The organism is Isoptericola sp. NPDC058082 (assembly GCF_042885055.1).
Classification (GTDB): domain Bacteria; phylum Actinomycetota; class Actinomycetes; order Actinomycetales; family Cellulomonadaceae; genus Isoptericola.
This window is the reverse complement of sequence record NZ_JBHVSQ010000008.1, coordinates 179,914-197,928: the sequence shown is the minus strand read 5'-3', so window position 1 is coordinate 197,928 and position 18,015 is coordinate 179,914. Positions and strand designations below refer to the sequence as shown.

Here is an 18,015-nt window from a genome sequence, read left to right as displayed (position 1 = left end):
CAGCCTCCGGGCCGGGGTCAGAGCCAGCCCAGGCTGACGGCGATGAGCAGCTGCGTCACCAGGAACCCGGTGACGAGGTTGAGCCACAGGAACCGCCGCCACCCGGCGTGCGCCTCCTCGCAGCGGTCGTCGGGCAGGTTCCGGTACGGCGCGACGCTCACCACGTAGGGCACGACGAGGACGGCGGCGAGCGCCGCGGGCCAGCCCGCCAGGACCAGCACGACGCCGGCCGCGGCGTAAGCCACCATCGCCCCGCGCACGGTGCGCGCCGCGCCGAGCCACGTGGCCACCGAGCCGATCCCGGCGGCGCGGTCCGCCTCGACGTCCTGCACCGCGCCGAACGCCTGGGACGCCATGCCCCACAGGAAGAACGCCGCGAGCACCCCGACCACCGGCCCGGTGAGGGTGCCGCCCGCCAGCGCCAGGCCGAAGACGGCGGGGCTGACGAAATGGGTGCTCGACGTCGCCGAGTCCAGCACCGGCCGTTCCTTGAACCGCAGCCCCGGCGCGGAGTACGCGACCACGGCGAAGACGCTCACGGCGAGCACCGCGGTGGAGGCGGCCGACCCGACCACGACCAGGTAGACGAGGAACGGGACGTTGCTCAGGACGGCGGAGCGCACCGTGAGGCGGTGCCACCGCCGCGACAGCACGACGCCCTCGATCCCGCCCTTGCGCGGGTTGCGCAGGTCCGACTCGTAGTCCCAGACGTCGTTGAGCCCGTACATCAGCAGGTTGTACGGGACGAGGAAGTAGAGCGTGCCGACGACGAGCTCCGCGACGCCCACCCGGCCGGCCCCGCCCGCCAGCAGGTACGCCGCGGCGAACGGGTACGCCGTGTTGATCCAGCTCACGGGGCGGGACGACCCGACGACCTGGCGCAGCGCGGCCGCCGGCCCCGTCGTCTGTCCCCCTCTCGCGGGCGCCGTCATGCGTCGACCTCCCCGCGCCCGTCGTCGCCCACCAGCGCCCACAGGGCGGGCAGCAGCAGCGCGGCCACGACGGGCCACGCGAGGTCCTCCACCGGCGTGAGCCACAGCCGCACGCCCACGAGCGCCGCGTCGTCGTACCGGAACAGGTCGGCGGCGATCATGAGGCTGTCGAAGACGACGGTGAGCGCCACGAGCACGACGGCGGCGAGCGCCGTCGCCGCCCACCACCGGCGCCCGAGGCGGCGCACCCGCGCGACGACCAGCGCGACCACCAGCGCGCCGGCGACGGCACCGACCGCGAGCCCCGCGTACGTCATCGCGCGCCCCGGGCGAGGCGTCCGGCGAGCGTGCGCCGCAGGAGCCCGTGCAGCACCAGCGTGAAATAGCAGAGGAACAGGATGAAGAAGAGCTCCTCGAGCGGCAGGTGCGGCGCGAGCTCGACGCCGGTCATGGCGGCGCCTCCGCGGGAGTAGAAGCCCGCCGCGATCGCCACGAGGTCCCACCCGAGGAACACCAGGGTGCCGACGGCGAGGACGGCGGCGCCGCGGCCGGGGTGCGCGGACCAGAGGACGAGCCGCGCGCGCCGGTCCACGAGGGCCATCGAGGCCAGCGCCCCGAGCAGCAGCGCGAGGTAGACGAAGGAGGTCCAGTGCAGGGCGATCACTCCTGGGACGCGAGGGCCGGGCGGGGCTCGGGGAGCGGGCGGGCGGTCGTGTCGCCGCGCACCCGCTTCACGGCGAGCTCCGCGCTGATGAGGCACATCGGCAGCCCGACGCCGGGGATCGTCGACCCGCCGGCGTGGAGCAGCCCCGCGACCCGCCGCGAGCGGTTGCCCGCCCGGAACATCGCGCTCTGGCGCAGGGTGTGCGCCGGGCCGAGCATGCCGCCGGACCACGACGACAGGTCGGCCGCGAAGTCGCCCGGCCCCACGGTCCGGCGCACCACGACGCGCTCGCGCAGGTCGGGCACGCCCGCCCACGCGGCGACGCGGTCGATCGCGGCGTCCGCGACCGCCTCGACGGCGGCGTCGCCCGCGCCGTCCTCGCCGCCGCGGCCGAGGCCCGGGTCGGCCGGCACGGGCACGAGCAGGAAGAGGTTCTCGTGCCCGGGCGGGGCCACGGTCGGGTCCGTGCGGGACGGCGCGCACACGTACAGCGACGCCGGGTCGGGCACGCGCCCCTCGGTGATGGCGCCGAAGTTCTCCCGCCAGTCCGCGGTGAAGAACAGCGAGTGGTGCGCGAGCTGCGGCACGCGGCCGCGCACGCCCAGCATCACCAGGACGCCGCCCGGCCCCGGGTCGCGCCGGGCCCACCACGACGGCGACCGGTCGCGCAGGTCGGGCGGCAGCAGGTCCTGCTCCACGTGGTGCAGGTCGGCCGCGGTGACGACGACGTCGGCGGGCGCGTGGTGCTCGTCCCCGGCGGCGTCCACCCAGCGCACCCCGGTGACCGCAGCCCGGGGACGGCGGGACCCGGGGACGGGGATCCGGGTCCGTGCCGCCCCCGGGCCGTTCCCGACGGCCGTGGTCGTGATCGCGGTCGCCCGCGCGCGGGTGCGCAAGGTGACCCCCGCGCCCACCGCGAGCCCGGCGACCGCGTCGACCACGCGCGCGAATCCCCCCTGCGGGTATCGCACGCCGCCGTCGAGGTCCAGGGCGCTCATCAGGTGGTACAGGCTCGGCGCCCGGTCGGGCGACGAGCCGAGGAAGACCGCGGGGTACCCCAGCACCTGGCGCAGCCGCACGTCCTGGAACGACGCGGCCACCCGGGAGCCGAGGGATGCGCCCAGCAGCGGGGCGAGCCGGTGCCACCGCTTCGCGACGTCGGGATGGGCGAACGGCCGCCAGGAGGCGAACGTCGTGTACAGGAAGTGCCGCAGCGCCAGGTCGTACGTGTCGTGCGCGGAGTCCAGGTACCGCTCCAGGCGCTCCCCCGCGCCGGGCTCGACCGCCTCGAACGTCGCGGCGTTGGCGGCCCGGTCGGGCGAGACGTCGAGCGCGTCGTCGTGACCCTCGAAGAAGACGCGGTAGGCCGGGTCGAGCCCGACGAGGTCCAGCTCGCGGTCGGCGCTCGAGCCCATGAGCCGGAACCAGTGGTCGAAGACCTCGGGCATGAGGTACCAGGACGGGCCCGTGTCGAAGCGGAAGCCGGCGCGCTCCCAGGAGCCCGCGCGCCCGCCCGGTGCGGCGTGCCGCTCGAGCACCTCGACCTCGTGCCCGTCGCGCGCGAGCAGCCCGGCCGTCGCCAGCCCCGCGATCCCCGCACCGACCACGACCACCCTCACCGGAGCACCTCCCCCGCAAGGGCCCCGGCCACCAGCCGTGCCTTGACCGGACCCGGGACCCTCACCCGCTCCTGCCGGATCGTGGCGGCCGGGGTGGTCGCCAGCCGACGGGAGAGCTCCGCGAACAGGTCGTGCGCCACCCGCACCGCGAGGCGCGAGCCGCGCGGCAGGTCGTCGATCGCGACGCGCGCGGCGGCCAGGTCGGCGTCGATGTCGGCGATGAGCCGGTCGCGGTCGTCGTCGCCGAACGCGTCCACGTCCAGCCCCGGGAAGTAGGCCCGGCCGCGGAGGTCCACGTCCTCGGCCAGGTCGCGCAGGAAGTTGACCTTCTGGAACGCCGCGCCGAGCCGTGCCGCGCCCGGGGCCAGCCGGTCGTAGGCCGCGTCGTCCCCCGCGACGAACACGCGCAGGCACATGAGGCCGACCACCTCGGCCGAACCGTGCACGTACGCGGCGAAGCTGGCCTCGTCGTGCGCGGTCACCGAGAGGTCGGCCCGCATCGACGCGAAGAACGGCGCCACGAGGTCGTCCCCGATGCCGAACCGGCGCGCGGTGCGCGCGAAGGCGTGCACCACGAGGTTGCTGCTGCGCCCGCGTGCCCGCGCCCGCGCGACCTCGTGCTCGAGCTCGGCGAGCAGCTCGCCGCGCTCGGCGGCGGAGAGCCCGGGCCGGGGGTCGTCGACGATCTCGTCGGCCACCCGGACCAGCGCGTAGACCCCGCGCACGTGGTCTCGCACGTCGTCGCCGAGCAGGCGGCACGCCCAGCCGAACGACGTCGAGTAGGCACGGACGACCACCGCGGCGCTGCGCACGGCCGCGGCGTCGTACGTCGGGTCGTCCGCCGCGACGCCGGGGATGCCGGGGACGTCGGGTACGGCCCGGTCCGGCGCGGTCGCGGCGCTCATGCGGCGCTCGTCGCGTGCGGTCCGGTCCCGACGAGACGCTCCACCACCGCGTCCAGGCCGAGGTCGCGGCCCAGCGCCCGGGCGTCGCGCTCGAGGTCCGCCACGAGGGTCTCGACTGCCGCACGGGCCCCGCACGCCGCGAGCAGCTCGCGGGCCCGCGCCAGCTCCGGCTCCCCGGCGTCGGGGTCGCCGAGCACCGCGCTCAGCTCGCCCCAGGCCCACGTGCCGCGGGCGAGCGCCACCAGCGGGGTGCACTTGCCCTCCCTCAGGTCGGAGGCGTTGCTCTTGCCGGTCACCTCCGGGTCCCCGAACACGCCGTCGAGGTCGTCGCGGAGCTGGAACGCGAGGCCCAGGTCACGCCCCAGGCGCAGGACGTCGGGCTCGAGGTCGTCCCGGCCCGCGAGGACCGCCGCGGCCCACAGCGGGAGCTGGAACGAGTACGCGGCCGTCTTGCGCTCGGCCGTGCGGAGCGTCTCGTCGAGGTCGGCGCACGGCCCGAGGCTCAGCCGGACGTCCGCGAGCTCCCCGTCGGCGGTGACGTGCAGGGTCTCGTCGAGTGCGTCGAGCAGTCGCTCGGTGGTCGCCGGGGCGGCCCCGCACAGCGCGACCGCCCGCACCGCGCCTGCGAGCGCCAGGTCACCGGCCAGGATGCCCGCCGCGGCGCCGTAGCCCTCGGCCCGCCGGTCGTCGACGCCCGCCTCCCGCGCCCGGGCCGCGAACGCCCCGGCGACGTTCGGGCGCCCGCGTCGGGTGTCGGCCTCGTCGATGACGTCGTCGTGCACCAGGAAGGCGTGGTGCAGCAGCTCGAGGGCCGCGGCCACGGCGAGCGCGACCTCCCGAGGCTCGGGCGGCGCCGCCGGTGCGAGCGCGTCGTAGGCGGCGAGCAGGAGGCGCGGCCGCAACCGCTTGCCCCCGCGGCTCGTGCCGCGCACGGACTCCCACAGCCGGGCGTCCTCCGGACGGGGGCCGGTGACGAACAGCCGGTCGACGGCGTCCTCGATGTGCTCGGTGTCCGCGGTCGACGGTTCGCCGGCCCACGACGAGCGCTCCATCCGGCCCACCTCCTCGCCAAGCATGTATTTAGCCTAGCAAGATACTAGCCAGATGTGCAGTGGCTAGGATGAGCGCGTGACCCAGGCACCCACGGGGGGCTCCTACTGGTTCGGGGAGTCGGACGCGGAGGCCCGCAGCCTCCTCGAGGCGCTGCGGGCGTTCCGCCGTGCCGACGAGGCGATGCGGCGCCGCGCCGGCCGCGACATGAAGATGAACCTCACCGACCTCCGTGCCCTCCAGCACGTCATCGCGTGCGAGGGCCACGGCGAGCCGGCGACGCCGCGCGGGCTCGCCGCGTACCTGGCGATCTCCACCGCCTCGACCACGAAGCTGCTCGACCGCCTGGTCGCCTCGGGGCACCTGGAGCGGCGCCCGCACCCGTCGGACCGCCGCTCGGTCGTCGTCGTCGCCTCCGACGCCGCGCACGCCGAGGTGCGCGAGCGGCTCGCCCCGGTCCACGCCCGCATGCTCGAGATCGCGCGGGCCGTGCCGGCGCGCTCCCGCCCGGCCGTGCGGGACTTCCTGCTGGCCATGGCGGCCGAGGCCGAGCGGGAGTCCGACCACGCGGCCGGGACCGTGGCCGGCGACGCGCCCGCCTGACCCTCGCGGCGCCCGCTACGCGACGCCTGGCTGCGCGCCGCCCGGCGCGGTCCAGCCCGCCGCGCGCAGCTCGGGCACCTGCTCGACCATCCACGGGCTCACCGCCCAGGGCGCGAGGTCGACGAGCGCCTCGACGTCACCCGGCCGCACCCACCGCCAGTCCATGACCTCGTCCGGGTTCGGCGCGGGGTCGCGGTCCACCGACGCGAGCAGCACCGGGCAGATCTCGTTCTCGACGACGCCGCCCGCGTCCACCGCGCGGTAGCGGAACGACGGCAGCACGGGCTCGCCGTCGGTCGCCACGTCCAGCCCGAGCTCGTGCCGGCCGTGCCGCAGGACGGCCTGCGCCAGCGGCTCGCCCCGGCGCGGGTGCCCGCAGAACGAGTTGGTCCAGACGCCGGGCCACGTCCGCTTCGACAGCGCGCGCCGGGTGACCAGGAGCCGCCCGTCCGGGCGGAACAGGTAGCAGGAGAACCCGAGGTGCAGCGGGGTGTCGCGGGTGTGCACCGTCGCGCGGGGGGCGACCCCCAGCGGCGCGCCCGCGTCGTCGAGCAGGACCACGTGGTCCTCGGCGGCCCCGGGGCCGCCGTCGACCCCGCTCACGACGCACCCGCGACGACGCGGCCGCGAACGGCCCGCAGGCGCAGCACCACCGCCGCCCCGAGCACGACGACGGCCGCGGCGACGGCGCTGGCCGCGGCGGGTGCCGAGGCGGGCTCGCCCCCGGACCGCGCGACGGCCACCCACGCCAGGCCCCAGGCGATCGCCGCCGCCACGGCGATGCGTCCCTGCCCCCGCACCGCGAGCGCGACGCCGACGGCGGCGACCGCCGCGAGGATCCCCACGGCCCACCAGTCCGCCGCCACCGCCCCGCCGTCGAACCCCGCGGCCGCGAGGGCCGCCGCCACGTTGGCGACGGTGGCCACGCAGACCCAGCCCAGGTAGAGGCCGAGCGTCCCGTCCACGAGCACGCGCTCGACCACGCCGCTCGCCGGCGTCCGCACCAGGACCAGGAACGTCCGGGCGAGCACGGCGAGGAGCACCACGATGACGAGCACGCTCCACCACAGCGCGCCGGCCTGGACGACGAGGATCCAGGCCGCGTTGAGCAGCATGGTCGCCGCGACCGGGAGCCGCAGCCGCCGCTGCCGGTCGTCGGCCGCGTGCGCGGGGAGCCACTGGAACACCGTGTAGCCCGCGAGGCCGAGGTAGATGACGGTCCAGATCGAGAACGCGGGGGACGCCGGGGCCACCAGGGTCGCGTCGGCCGCGAGCGCGCCGCCCGCGGCCTCCGACACCCGGGTGCCGCCGAAGACCCCGACGCCGATCATCGACCCCACCACGCACACCAGCAGGCTCGCCGTCACCGCGACCTGCTGCAGCCGCGGAGCGGTCGTCGCGTCCGCCATCGGATCCTCCTCGCACGTCGGACGTCGCCGCGGCGAGGCGCCGCGGCACCTTCCACCCTGCCACCACGCGCACAGTATTGCTAGCCTGGCTAGCAACTTGAGACCCGAGAGGGGTCCGCCGAGAAGGAGGTACGCCCGTGCCGACCGACGCGCCGCTCGTGCTGGTCACCGGCGCCACCGGGTACATCGGCGGGCGGCTCGTGCCCGAGCTGCTCGCCGCCGGGTACCGGGTCCGCGTGCTCGCCCGCCATCCCGAGCGCCTCACCGCGCGCGCCTGGGCCGACGCCGTCGACGTCGTGACGGGCGACGCCGGCTCGCACCAGGACCTGCGCCGCGCCCTGGACGGGGTCGAGGTCGCCTACTACCTCATCCACGCCCTCGGCGCGGGGCACGGGTTCGCCGACACCGACCGCCGCACGGCCCGCGGGTTCGCGGAGGCGGCCGCCGAGGCCGGGCTGCGCCGCGTGGTCTACCTGGGCGGTCTCTACCCCGACACCGCGGACCTGTCGCCGCACCTCCGCTCCCGCCGGGAGGTGGAGAGGATCCTGCTCGCCGGCCGGGTCCCCACCGTCGTCCTGCGGGCCGCGGTCATCCTGGGCTCCGGGAGCGCGTCGTTCGAGATGATGCGCTACCTCACCGAGCGCCTGCCCGTCATGGTCGCCCCGCGGTGGATCGACAACCGCATCCAGCCGATCGCCGTCCGCGACGTGCTGCGCTACCTGGTCGGGGCGGCCGAGGTCCCCGACCACGTCAGCCGCGGCTTCGACATCGGCGGCCCGGACGTGCTGACCTACCGCGGGATGATGCAGCGCTACGCCGCCGTCGCCGGGCTGCGGCCCCGCGTGATCCGCGCCGTGCCCGTGCTGACGCCCCGGCTGGCCAGCCTGTGGGTCGGGCTGGTGACCCCGGTGCCGCCGGCGATCGCCCGCCCCCTGGTGGGCTCGCTGGTGCACGAGGTCGTGGCGCGCGACCACGACATCGCGCGGTACGTCCCCGATCCGCCCGAGGGGCTCGTCGGGTTCGACGACGCGGTCGCCCTGGCGCTGGCCCGGATCCGTGACCTCGACGTGCGGACCAGCTGGAGCTCGGCGTCCACGCGCGGCGCGCCGTCCGACCCGCTGCCCGACGACCCGGACTGGGCCGGAGGCAGCCTGCTCGTCGACGACCGGGCCCGAGCGGTGGACACCACGCCGGAGTCGCTGTGGTCGGTGATCGAGGGCATCGGCGGCGCCCACGGCTGGTACTCCTGGCGCCTCGGCTGGGTCGCCCGCGGCGTGCTCGACCGCCTCTTCGGCGGCCCCGGGCTGCGGCGCGGCCGGCGGCACCCGCACCGGCTGGAGCCCGGGGACGCGCTCGACTGGTGGCGCGTGGAGAAGGTGGTGCCCGGGCGGCTGCTCCGGCTGCGCGCCGAGATGCGCCTGCCGGGGCTCGCGTGGCTGGAGCTGGCGGTCGAGGAGGGTCCCGGCCCGAGCCCGGTGTTCCGGCAGCGCGCGATCTTCTCCCCGCGCGGCCTGCCGGGGCAGCTGTACTGGTGGGCGATCAGCCCGTTCCACGGGATCGTGTTCGGCGGGATGCAGCGCAACATCGCGCGCGCGGCCCACGAGCACGCGGTCGCCGAGGGGCGCGGCTGAACGACGTCAGTGGCGGGCCCGGCGGGCGCCGAGCGGGCCGCCGAAGACCAGCGAGATGCCGAGCACGTACCCGACGTCGTACCAGTTGCCGGTGTTGTGCACCTCGTACACCGACACGGAGTCGGTGAACAGGGAGACGATGAACGTGATCGGCAGGATCATGCCCTGCCACAGGCCCCACCAGAACCCGTAGGGCCCGACGCCGCTGATCGTCGACGTGTCGACGGCCGGGTTCGGGCCCGCGGCGCACGCGCCGAGCACCGCGAGCGCGGCGAGGGCGAGCGCCGCCGCCGTCACGCGGCGGGCCGTCCGGCCGCGGGACGCACCCGCCTGGCCATGCTCCCTCTGCGCACGTTCCATCTGCCCACGATGACACCGGCCGGCCTCCGACGCCCTGCGGACGGCGTCCGGCGCCCGGGTTCACCCCTCCCCGGGCCGCTGGCTCCCGACCGAGACGGGGATCCGGGCGGGCAGCGCCTCGAGCCGGTCCGCGGTCTCGTCCGCGCACGCGGCGAGCTCCCGCGCGATCTCCGTGCTCAGGCCGAGGTAGCCCGCCGGGTCGAGGAGGGTCCGCAGCTCGTCGTCGTCGAACGCCTCGCTGACCACGGGGTCGCCGTGCAGCAGCTCGAGGAACGGGCGCCCGTCGGACGCGGCCGCCTGCGCGACGGTGAACACGACATCGTGCGCCTTCTGCCGCCCGATCTTCTCGCCGAGGGCGAGCATGAGGGACTCCGAGCCGATCATGCCCTCGGACAGGCGGATGTTCGCCCGCATCCGGCCCGGGTCGAGCTCCAGGCCGTCCATCACCACCTCGAGCCGCGCGAGCATGTCGCCCGCCAGCACCGCGGCGGACGCCGAGACGTCCTCGAGCAGGGCCGTCATGGCGCCGTTCGCCTCCTGGTCGTGCAGCATCGACTCCAGCGCCGGGCCGGCGAGGGCGCGCAGCTCCGCCGACATCGTCTGCATGTCGAGGGCGAGCTGGGGGTTGCGCTTGTGCGGCATGGTCGAGCTGCCGACCGTGCCCTCCGGCACCGGCTCGAACGCCTCCGCGAACTCCGGCTGCATCAGCGTGTAGACGTCCCGGCCGATCTTCCCGATCGTGCCCGCGAGCTGCGCCAGCACCAGCACGAGCTCCACGATGCCGTCGTTGACCGACCGGGACGGCACGCGCATCGGGTGCAGCCCGAGCCGCCGCGCCACCCCCGCCTCGATCGCCCGGCCCGAGCCGCCGAACGACGCGAACGTGCCCGCGGCGCCGCCCATGAGCACGCAGAACAGCCGCTCGTCGAGGCGCTCCAACCGGTCGGCGTGCGCGGCGAGCTGGTCGATCCACACCGCCACCTTGAAGCCGAACGTCACCGGCACCGCGTGCTGGCTGTGCGTGCGGCCCGCCATCGGCAGCGCCGCGGACGACTCCGCGAGGCGGCCCGCCGATCGCAGCACGCGGCCCAGCTGGCGCAGCACCGCCCGGTGCGCGTCGCGCAGCACCAGCACGTCCGCCGTCTGGGTGATGTTCTGCGTCGTCGCGCCCCAGTGCACCCAGCCGCCGTGCTTGGAGCCGACGGCGCGCGCGAACTCCTCGATGAGCGGCACCAGCGGGTGGCTCGCCTCGGCGGTCGCGGCGAGCACCCGCCGCACGTCGAGCTTCTCGATGCGCGCCGTGAGCGCGATGGCGCGGGCCGACTCCGCCGGGATGAGCCCGGCGTCGGCCTCCGCGAGCGCGAGCGCCGCCTCGACGTCGAGCCGCGCCTGCCACCGGTTCTCCCGCGTGAACAGCCGAGCGATGCCGGGGTCGGGCACACGGCCCTCGGTGAAGCGTCCGAACGGTGCGACGATCATGCGGCCCCCAGGGCGTCCGACGGCGGTGAGCAGCATGATCGCCCCGCCCGGCGGCGCTGTACAGCCCCGGCGCGCTGCGGGTGTCGGAGGTCCGCGGCACGCTGGGCCCCATGAGCGACGAGACGACGACGTGGGTCGCAGCCCTGGACGCGGTGGTGTTCGACGTCCCCGAACCGCAGGTCGCGGCGGACTTCTGGCAACGGCTGACCGGCGCGGAGGTCGAGCAGCAGGGGTACGGCGAGGACTGGATCACGCTGAACACCCCCGACGGCTGGTCGCTCGCCTTCCAGCCCGCCCCCGACCTGGTGCCGCCGCAGTGGCCCGGGCAGGAGCACCCGCAGCAGCTGCACCTCGACCTGCGCGTGCCCGACGTCGCGGCCGCCGTGCAGCGCGCCGTCGGCCTCGGCGCCACGGTGCTGCGCGAGAACCCGGAGTGGACGACGCTCGCCGACCCCGCCGGGCACCCGTTCGACCTGTGCCACGCGCCCGACAACGACGGCCTGACGATCATGGGCCTCACCTTCGACGTGCCGGACGCCTCGGCCGCCGCCGCGTTCTGGTCCGGCGTCCTCGGCGACCCGGTGGTCTACGACGCCGAGGGGATGGCGATGCTCGGCGGGGAGAGGGCGCTGCTGTTCCAGCAGGTGGAGGGCTACGCCGCCCCGCGCTGGCCCGACCCGGCGTACCCGCAGCAGCTGCATCTCGACCTCCAGATCGGCCCGCAGACGCTGGACGAGGCGGAGGCCGCGGCCCTCGCCGTCGGCGCGCAGCGGCTGCCCGGCGGTGAGGACACCTTCCGCGTCTTCGCCGACCCCGCCGGCCACCCGTTCTGCCTCTGCCGGGGCTGACCCGACAGGCGCGACCGTAGGTCAGCCCGGGAGCACCAGCGCGGGCCGGTCGGGGTGGTCCACCCGCACGACGACATCGGCGCGGCGCTCGGGCTGCGCCTCGCGGCGGTAGCGCCCGTACGCCGCGAGGGTCCACGCGTCGTCGAGCGGCGTGTTCCGCGTCTCCGTCGCGGGCCGCAGCGCCAGGTGGACGGCCAGGTCGACGTCGAGCCCCCGGCCCAGCGCGAGCGACCCGTCCAGCACGACGACGGTGCCCGGCGGCGCGTCCTCGTACCCCGCGCGGGTCGAGCGGCCGGTGTCCGGGTCGCGCAGGCTCGGCAGCCAGCGGCCCCGCGTCACGACCGCGCCCAGCACCTCCCGGTTGAGCCCGTCGACGTCGATCCACTCGTCCAGGAGCGCGTCGGCGTCCCGGCGGCCGCGCTCGAGCCGCAGCGACCGGGCGCGCAGGAAGTCCCGGACCCGCACCCGTGCGACCGGGCGGCCCGCCGCGCGCAGCGGCTCGACCAGCGCGTCCGCGAGCGCCTCCGGGCGCGTGGACGGGTGCCCGTCGACGAGCACGCGCACCGGGACGTCGCCCGCCCCGCGACCCAGGACGCGCGCCACGACGTGATCCACCACGCCGTCCGGGGTCAGGGGTTCCACGCGCACGCCGTCATGCTGCCAGGTCGCGCGCCCTCCGACGCCCGGCCCACGCCTCAGCGCGCGTGCTCGACGCAGCGGGTGGCGGCGGGCCGCGCCTCCAGCCGGGCGGCGGGGATGGGCCGGCCGCACACCTCGCAGACGCCGTACGTCCCGGCGGCGACGCGGTCGAGCGCGGCGAGGAGCTGGTCGCGCTCGCGCTCCGCCTCGGCCGCGAGCGCCGCCGCCTGCTGCCGCTCCCACGCGAGCGTGGCGCCCTCGGGGTCGTGCTCGTCGTCGGCGTTGGAGTCGCGCGCCGACTCGACGATCCCGTCGACGGCGCGGCGCTGCGCCGCGAGACGCTCCTCCACCTCCGCGAGGCGCGCGCGCAGACGGCCCTCGGCGTCCTCCCGGTCGGTCATCCCGGCAGTCTCGCACCCCACCCGAAGTTCGTCCGACCGTCACCGGCGGGTCACCCCGTCGGCCCCGGTCCGGACATCCGCGCTGCCTAGCGTGCCCGCCATATCCGTCCGACGACGCCAGGAGGGTCCACCATGACCGCACGCCGCCGCACCCTGCTCGCCCCGCCCGGGACGCGCACCGTCCCCGCCACGCTCGCGTTCGCCGTCGCCGCGGGGGTGTCCGTCGCCTCGTTCGGCGCGACCCTCGTCGCGCCGCCCGTCGCGACCGCCGCGCCGCTCGCCGCCGAGCCCGGCGACGTCGTCTACGCCCAGGACTTCGACGACGTCGCGGACGGCGCGCTGCCCGACGGCTGGCGGGTCGGGGCGGGCGCGTGGGCCGTGCAGGACGGCCGCCTCGTGGGCGAGCCGTCGACGATCGGGCGCGTCACCTTCGGCCCGCACCTGGAGAACTACCGGCTCGAGGCCACGGTGCGCTTCGACGCCGTGAACAACGCGGCCCGCTGGCTCGCGCCGATCCTCGACATCGACCCCGCCGGCGGCGTGCCGTGGTGGCAGGCCGCCATGCGCTCCACCACGACGGCGGGCAACGGCCTCGAGCTGGCCGAGCGCACGTCGGGCAACGCCTGGAACGTGCCGTCCACGGCGGCCGCGCCGTCGGACGCCGGCGTCGGCAAGGACGTGCCGATCGCGATCGAGGTGCAGGGCAACCACGCCACCTGGGTCTTCGACGGCCAGGAGGTGCTGGAGGGGCGCATCGGCCGCACCGACGACGGCGTGCTCGGCTTCTCCGCCGACGGCGCGCGCGTGAGCATCGACGACGTCGTCGTCACGGAGCTCGAGCCGAAGCCCGTCGTGAACGAGCCAGGCGACCTTCCCGTCACCGCGGCGCACCGCGGCTACTCGTCGGTCACGCCGGAGAACACGCTCGCCGCGTACGCCGCGGCGATGAAGACCGGCGCCGAGTACGTCGAGATCGACGTGCACACCACCGCGGACGGCGTGCCGGTCGTCCTGCACGACCAGACCGTCGACCGCACCACGGACGGGACGGGCGACGTCGCGTTCCTGCGGTCGCCGTACCTCGGCTCCCTCGACGCGGGATCGTGGTTCAGTCCCGCGTTCACCGGGGAGAAGGTGCCCACGTTCGCGCAGGTGCTCGACCTCATGGACACCGGCAGCTCCGACCTGCTGCTCGAGATCAAGGGGCCGGAGACCCGCGCGGAGGTGGACCGGACGGTCGACATGATCCTCGAGGCCGGGCTGGAGGACCGCGTGGTGCTGCAGTCGTTCGACGAGAAGGCCCTGGAGTACGCGTACGACCGCGCTCCGCAGATCCCGCTCGGCCTGCTGCGCGGCGCCCTCGACGCGGACCCGGTCGCCACGGCGGAGCGCCTGCACGCCACGTACTACAACCCGTCCGGCTCGGCGCTGGCCACGCGGCCGTCCGTCGTCGAGGACCTCAACGCCGCCGGCGTCGGCGTCTTCGTGTGGACGGTCGACTCCGCCGCCGACTGGACCCGGTTCACCGACCTCGGTGTCGAGGGCATGATCACCAACCGGCCCGGCGCGTTCGTCGGGTGGAAGGCCGCGCAGGAGCAGGCCGACCCGGAGCCCGAGCCCGGCCCCGGCCTGCTCGCCCGGCTCGCCGACCTCGACCTCTCGACCGGGCAGGCGCAGCAGCTGTTCTCCGCCCTCGCCCGCGAGGACTGGGACCGGCTGGAGCGCGTGGTGACGAAGCACGTCGACGACGCCGAGCAGCGCGACGCCCTCCTCGCGGAGATCGCCGAGCTCCGCGCCTGACAGCCACCGTCGAGCACGGGATCCGTACCGCTACGGGCGCCGACGGCGGTACGGATCCCGTGCTCGAAGGACGCGCTGGTGGGCGTCAGAGGGCGTGGTGCGTCCACCGGCCCGCGACGAGCGTGCCGGCGACGGCGGTGCCGCGCAGCGCGTCGGCGAGCGCCACGGGGTCGTCGTGCGCCAGGGAGCCGCGGGCCGCGGGCAGCGCGAGCGGGTCGACGTCGAGCACGGCGAGGTCGGCGGGGCTGCCGACGGCGAGGTCGAGCGGGCGGCCGTCGACGGACGCCTCGAGCGCGGCGCGCACGTCGATCCGCTGCTCGGGGTGCCAGGGCGCGCGGCCGTCGCGGGAGCGGGTGACGGCGGCGGCGAGCGCCGTCCACGGGTCGAGGGGCGCGACGGGGGCGTCCGACCCGAGGGCCAGCGGCACCCCGGCGGCGCGCAGCTCCGCCAGCGGGAACGCGCGGGCCGTGCGGCCCGGCCACAGCTCCTCGGCGACGTCGCGGTCGTCCATCGCGTGCTCGGGCTGCACGCTCGCGGTGACGCCCAGCGCCGCGAACCGCGCCACGTCGTCGGCGCGCAGCAGCTGGGCGTGCTCCACGGATCCCCGCGCCCCGGAGGCCTCGAACGCGTCGAGGGCGAGCGAGTTCGCGCGGTCGCCGATGGCGTGGATCGCGCACCGCAGTCCCGCGGCGTGCGCGCGGGCCATGAGGGGCGCGAGCTGGTCGGTCGCGATGTTGAGGATGCCGTGCGCGTCCGGCCCGGCGACGCCCGCGTACTCCTCGAAGCAGAATGCCGTGAGCGTGTTGAGCGACCCGTCGCTGATCACCTTGAGCGGACCCTGCGTCACCAGGTCGGACCCCTGCGGGTGGCCGAGCGGGTCCCCGTGCCGCAGCCCGGCGTCGAGCACGGCGTCCAGGTGCTGCTCCCACACCCCCGCGCGCACGCGCAGGCCGTCCCAGCCGCCGGCCACCCGGCGTCGCCACGCGGTGAGGTTGTCCGCCACCTCGAAGTCGACGACGCCGACGACGCCGCGGGCGGCGGCCGCGCGGGCCGCGTCCACCACCAGGGCGTCCGCCACGGCGTCGTCCACCGTGACGATGCGCGGGCTGGCGGGCATCCACTCCTCCTCGCGCAGCAGCCCGGTGGGGTGCTCCGCGATGCCGAGGAAGCGCAGGCCCGCCGTCGACGCCCAGGCGCTGTGCAGGTCGCCGGACAGGAGGACGACGGGCACGTCCCCGGCGACGGCGTCGAGCACCGCGGCGGTCGGGTCGTCCGGCCACGTGGCCCACCGGAAGCCGTAGCCGACGAGCGGCGTGCCGCCGGTGGGCGGCGCGGCCAGGTCCAGCCGGTCGCGCACCAGGGCGGCGGCGTGCGCGGCGCTCGTCGCCGCGGACACGTCGAGGCGCTGGCGCACCATCGCCCACTGCGTGAGGTGCGTGTGCGCGTCCCACAGGCCGGGCACCACCGTGCGGCCGTCGACGTCGACCCGCTCGGGGAGGGTCGAGACGGGCACCGGGGCCGGGGAGCCCGCGGGCGTCACCGCGGCGACCCGGCCGTCGTCGAGCAGGACGTCGACGGGCCGGCCGGGCCGGCCGGCGAGGCGGGCGTTCGTCAGGAGCAGCGCGGGCACGGGGCCACCGTAGACGGCGGGCGTCGCGCCGTGCGCCGGTCAGGCGCCGCCGGCGGCCTGCACGCGCAGCGCCTCGACGACCAGCGCGTGGTCGTCGGCCTGCGCCAGCCCGGACACGGTGACGACGCCGACGATCCCCACGCCCTCGACCCGCACGGGGAACGCGCCGCCGTGCGCCGCGTACTCCTGCAGCGGCAGCTGGTGCTTGGCGTTGAAGTCCTCGCCCTTCGCCCGCGCGCGCAGGCCGGTGAGGTACGACGACGCGCCGAACCGCTCCACGACGCGCACCTTGCGCTGCACCCACGAGTCGTTGTCCGGCGTCGTGCCCTCGCGCGCCGCGTGGAACACCTGCTGGGGCCCCTTGCGGACGTCGACCGTCACGGCCAGGCCGCGCTCGGTGGCGAGCTCGACCAGCAGGCAGCCGAGCTGCCACGCGTCGTCGTGCGCGAACCGGGAGAGCACGAGCTCGCGCTCCTGCTGCTCGACCTCGGCGACCAGGGCTGCGACGTCCTCCGTGTTCCCCATGGGCCCAGCGTCCCACGCCCGCCGCCCCGCGCGCGGCGCGTCCGCGAGGGCCGGCCGACGCGGGTGGGTACCGTCGCCCGCGTGACCCGACTGGTGCTCGTCCACGGCCGTGACCTCGACGGACGCGACCCGGAGGTGCTGGAGACGCAGTGGCTCGGCGCGCTCGGCGCGGGGCTCGCCGCGGCGGGGTCGCCGCTGCGGCCCGCGGACGACGACGCGTCGTTCGTCTACTACGGCGACACCCTGGAGCGGCTGGTCGACGGCCGCACGCCGCCGCCCGTGACCGTGCACGCGCTGGCCGCGGACCCGGCGGCCCTCCCCTGGCTCGTGGGAAGGCTGCCGGACGGCGAGCTGCGGTTCCTGCTCGACGTCGCACGCGAGGTCCTGGCCGGCGCCGGCCACGGCCCCGGGGCCGCGCCGCCCGCCGTCGTGGAGGGCGCGCTCGGGGACGCGCTGGTCGAGGCCGTCGTCGCGGCGCTGGCGCTCGTGGACCGCGTCGTGCCAGGCGTCAGCGCCGCCGTCCTGCTCACGCTCACGCGCGACGTGTACGCCTATCTGCACGACGACGCCGTCCGGCGGGCCATCGACGCGGGCCTCGCCGACGCCTTGGCCGACGCGACGGCCGGCGACGAGCCCGCCGTCGTCGTCGCGCACTCCCTCGGCAGCGTGGTGGCGTACTCGGTGCTCGCCGCGCGGGCCGCGGTGCCGGAGGTGCCGCTGCTGCTCACCCCCGGCTCGCCGCTCGGCATCCGGGCGGTCCGGGAGGCGCTGGAGTCGCGCGCGCCGCTGGTGTTCCCCGCAGGGGTGGGGCGCTGGATGAGTCCGCGCGACCCGCGCGACCTGCTCGCGCTGCACGACCTCACGCCCGACGTCTTCCCGCTGCCGGGGATCGAGGCCCTGCGCGTCACCAACCGCGCGCCCGGGCATCACGCCGCCGCGTACCGGCTCGACGACGGCGTGTGGGCGGGGTACCTCGCCCTCCCGGAGGTCGCCGGGCCGGTCGGCGAGGCGCTGACGTAGCGCTCGGTCGCCGTCCCGGCACAGGACGACGACGAATCGCTACGTCGCGGCGTCCCGCCAGCCGGGCAGCACCCGCTCCAGCGCGTCGACGAGCTCGATCGAGCTGCCGTCCTTGCCGCCCGCACCGAGGATCATCGGCGGGCGCTGCGGCTCGACGCGCGCCCCGCGCACCCGGTCGACCAGCGTCAGCGGGGCGGTGAGCACGTAGAACGCGCCGTCGGCCGTGACGGCCGCCGTGCGGTCGTGCCGCAGGTACCAGCCGCGCAGCGACGTGCGCGCCGTCCCGCGTCCGCCGTAGCCCTTGACCTGCAGCGGCTCGGGCTCCAGCCCGGCGGCCGCCGCGGCCCGGACGAAGTCGCGCAGCAGCGCCTCCGCCTCCGTGTGCTCGGCGTCCTGCCGCGCGCGCAGCCGATCCGCCTGCACGCGGGCCGCCTCCGTGCGCTGCGCCGCCCAGTCGTCGCTCACCCGGGCATCCTCCCACCCGCCGGGTCGTCAGGGTG

20 protein-coding genes are annotated in these 18,015 nt (G+C 76.5%); 5 read left to right on the top strand and 15 right to left on the bottom strand.

The genetic code is table 11. The annotated features are described in order from the left end of the window. Nucleotides 1-17: 17 nt before the first annotated feature. The 6 genes from ACFVS0_RS13175 to ACFVS0_RS13150 are packed head-to-tail and all read right to left on the bottom strand — an operon-like array spanning nucleotide 18 to nucleotide 5,196. Nucleotides 18-932, bottom strand: a complete 915-nt coding sequence (locus ACFVS0_RS13175) for a prenyltransferase (protein ID WP_430584807.1) — start codon at nucleotides 930-932, stop codon at nucleotides 18-20. Beyond that, nucleotides 929-1,249, bottom strand: coding sequence for a lycopene cyclase domain-containing protein (locus ACFVS0_RS13170; RefSeq protein ID WP_430563049.1), 321 nt, complete (start codon nucleotides 1,247-1,249; stop codon nucleotides 929-931). Before ACFVS0_RS13170 ends, ACFVS0_RS13175 begins: the two co-directional genes overlap by 4 nt. Then, nucleotides 1,246-1,596 (bottom strand): lycopene cyclase domain-containing protein, encoded by a 351-nt coding sequence (locus ACFVS0_RS13165; RefSeq protein WP_430551025.1) that lies wholly within the window; start codon nucleotides 1,594-1,596, stop codon nucleotides 1,246-1,248. Before ACFVS0_RS13165 ends, ACFVS0_RS13170 begins: the two co-directional genes overlap by 4 nt. Beyond that, the gene (crtI, locus tag ACFVS0_RS13160) at nucleotides 1,593-3,215 is read right to left on the bottom strand and encodes a phytoene desaturase family protein (RefSeq protein ID WP_430588229.1); all 1,623 of its coding nucleotides are present in this window, start codon (nucleotides 3,213-3,215) and stop codon (nucleotides 1,593-1,595) included. Before crtI ends, ACFVS0_RS13165 begins: the two co-directional genes overlap by 4 nt. Continuing rightward, nucleotides 3,212-4,120: a phytoene/squalene synthase family protein gene (locus ACFVS0_RS13155; protein ID WP_430588228.1), complete on the bottom strand. Its 909-nt coding sequence runs from the start codon at nucleotides 4,118-4,120 to the stop codon at nucleotides 3,212-3,214. Before ACFVS0_RS13155 ends, crtI begins: the two co-directional genes overlap by 4 nt. Further along, nucleotides 4,117-5,196 carry a polyprenyl synthetase family protein gene (locus ACFVS0_RS13150; protein ID WP_430588227.1) on the bottom strand — a complete coding sequence of 360 codons (1,080 nt, stop codon included), beginning with the start codon at nucleotides 5,194-5,196 and terminating at the stop codon, nucleotides 4,117-4,119. The genes ACFVS0_RS13155 and ACFVS0_RS13150 overlap by 4 nt, the downstream gene beginning before the upstream one ends. A 52-nt stretch (nucleotides 5,197-5,248) precedes the next feature. On the opposite strand from ACFVS0_RS13150, the gene ACFVS0_RS13145 reads away from it, so the two are divergent. Further along, nucleotides 5,249-5,773 carry a MarR family winged helix-turn-helix transcriptional regulator gene (locus tag ACFVS0_RS13145; RefSeq protein ID WP_430551021.1) on the top strand — a complete coding sequence of 175 codons (525 nt, stop codon included), beginning with the start codon at nucleotides 5,249-5,251 and terminating at the stop codon, nucleotides 5,771-5,773. A gap of 15 nt (nucleotides 5,774-5,788) precedes the next feature. On the opposite strand, the gene idi is transcribed toward ACFVS0_RS13145, so the two are convergent. Both idi and ACFVS0_RS13135 read right to left on the bottom strand, forming a co-directional pair. Next, on the bottom strand, nucleotides 5,789-6,376 hold the full coding sequence (gene idi / locus ACFVS0_RS13140; protein WP_430588226.1) for an isopentenyl-diphosphate Delta-isomerase: 588 nt from the start codon (nucleotides 6,374-6,376) through the stop codon (nucleotides 5,789-5,791). Further along, a complete protein-coding gene (locus ACFVS0_RS13135) occupies nucleotides 6,373-7,182 on the bottom strand; it encodes a tryptophan-rich sensory protein (protein WP_430588225.1) in 810 nt (269 codons plus the stop codon). Before ACFVS0_RS13135 ends, idi begins: the two co-directional genes overlap by 4 nt. A gap of 137 nt (nucleotides 7,183-7,319) precedes the next feature. Here ACFVS0_RS13135 and ACFVS0_RS13130 point away from each other — a divergent pair, with 137 nt between their 5' ends. Continuing rightward, the gene (locus tag ACFVS0_RS13130) at nucleotides 7,320-8,813 is read left to right on the top strand and encodes an SDR family oxidoreductase (RefSeq protein WP_430588224.1); all 1,494 of its coding nucleotides are present in this window, start codon (nucleotides 7,320-7,322) and stop codon (nucleotides 8,811-8,813) included. Nucleotides 8,814-8,819: 6 nt separating this feature from the next. Here ACFVS0_RS13130 and ACFVS0_RS13125 read toward each other — a convergent pair whose 3' ends face one another. Both ACFVS0_RS13125 and ACFVS0_RS13120 read right to left on the bottom strand, forming a co-directional pair. Then, complete coding sequence (locus ACFVS0_RS13125; protein WP_430551017.1) at nucleotides 8,820-9,173, bottom strand: hypothetical protein; 354 nt, start codon at nucleotides 9,171-9,173, stop codon at nucleotides 8,820-8,822. 60 nt (nucleotides 9,174-9,233) lie between these two features. Beyond that, nucleotides 9,234-10,652, bottom strand: a complete 1,419-nt coding sequence (locus ACFVS0_RS13120) for an adenylosuccinate lyase family protein (RefSeq protein WP_430551016.1) — start codon at nucleotides 10,650-10,652, stop codon at nucleotides 9,234-9,236. Nucleotides 10,653-10,762: 110 nt separating this feature from the next. Between ACFVS0_RS13120 and ACFVS0_RS13115 the strand changes: the two genes are divergently transcribed. Then, a complete protein-coding gene (locus ACFVS0_RS13115; protein WP_430588223.1) occupies nucleotides 10,763-11,500 on the top strand; it encodes a VOC family protein in 738 nt (245 codons plus the stop codon). A 21-nt stretch (nucleotides 11,501-11,521) separates the two neighbouring features. Here ACFVS0_RS13115 and ACFVS0_RS13110 read toward each other — a convergent pair whose 3' ends face one another. After that, nucleotides 11,522-12,148 carry a uridine kinase gene (locus tag ACFVS0_RS13110; RefSeq protein WP_430563055.1) on the bottom strand — a complete coding sequence of 209 codons (627 nt, stop codon included), beginning with the start codon at nucleotides 12,146-12,148 and terminating at the stop codon, nucleotides 11,522-11,524. 47 nt (nucleotides 12,149-12,195) lie between these two features. Further along, nucleotides 12,196-12,540: a TraR/DksA family transcriptional regulator gene (locus ACFVS0_RS13105; RefSeq protein WP_430551013.1), complete on the bottom strand. Its 345-nt coding sequence runs from the start codon at nucleotides 12,538-12,540 to the stop codon at nucleotides 12,196-12,198. Between the two features lie 132 nt (nucleotides 12,541-12,672). On the opposite strand from ACFVS0_RS13105, the gene ACFVS0_RS13100 reads away from it, so the two are divergent. Next, a complete protein-coding gene (locus ACFVS0_RS13100) occupies nucleotides 12,673-14,340 on the top strand; it encodes a glycerophosphodiester phosphodiesterase (RefSeq protein ID WP_430563056.1) in 1,668 nt (555 codons plus the stop codon). An 85-nt stretch (nucleotides 14,341-14,425) separates the two neighbouring features. Here the strand turns inward: ACFVS0_RS13100 and ACFVS0_RS13095 are convergent, their stop codons facing one another. Both ACFVS0_RS13095 and ACFVS0_RS13090 read right to left on the bottom strand, forming a co-directional pair. Further along, a complete protein-coding gene (locus tag ACFVS0_RS13095; protein WP_430584818.1) occupies nucleotides 14,426-15,970 on the bottom strand; it encodes an amidohydrolase in 1,545 nt (514 codons plus the stop codon). Nucleotides 15,971-16,009: 39 nt separating this feature from the next. Further along, nucleotides 16,010-16,495: a heme-degrading domain-containing protein gene (locus ACFVS0_RS13090; RefSeq protein ID WP_430588222.1), complete on the bottom strand. Its 486-nt coding sequence runs from the start codon at nucleotides 16,493-16,495 to the stop codon at nucleotides 16,010-16,012. An 81-nt stretch (nucleotides 16,496-16,576) separates the two neighbouring features. Here ACFVS0_RS13090 and ACFVS0_RS13085 point away from each other — a divergent pair, with 81 nt between their 5' ends. Continuing rightward, nucleotides 16,577-17,515 (top strand): hypothetical protein, encoded by a 939-nt coding sequence (locus ACFVS0_RS13085; protein WP_430588221.1) that lies wholly within the window; start codon nucleotides 16,577-16,579, stop codon nucleotides 17,513-17,515. Between the two features lie 39 nt (nucleotides 17,516-17,554). Here the strand turns inward: ACFVS0_RS13085 and ACFVS0_RS13080 are convergent, their stop codons facing one another. Then, a complete protein-coding gene (locus ACFVS0_RS13080) occupies nucleotides 17,555-17,980 on the bottom strand; it encodes a hypothetical protein (protein ID WP_430551008.1) in 426 nt (141 codons plus the stop codon). Nucleotides 17,981-18,015 lie beyond the last annotated feature (35 nt).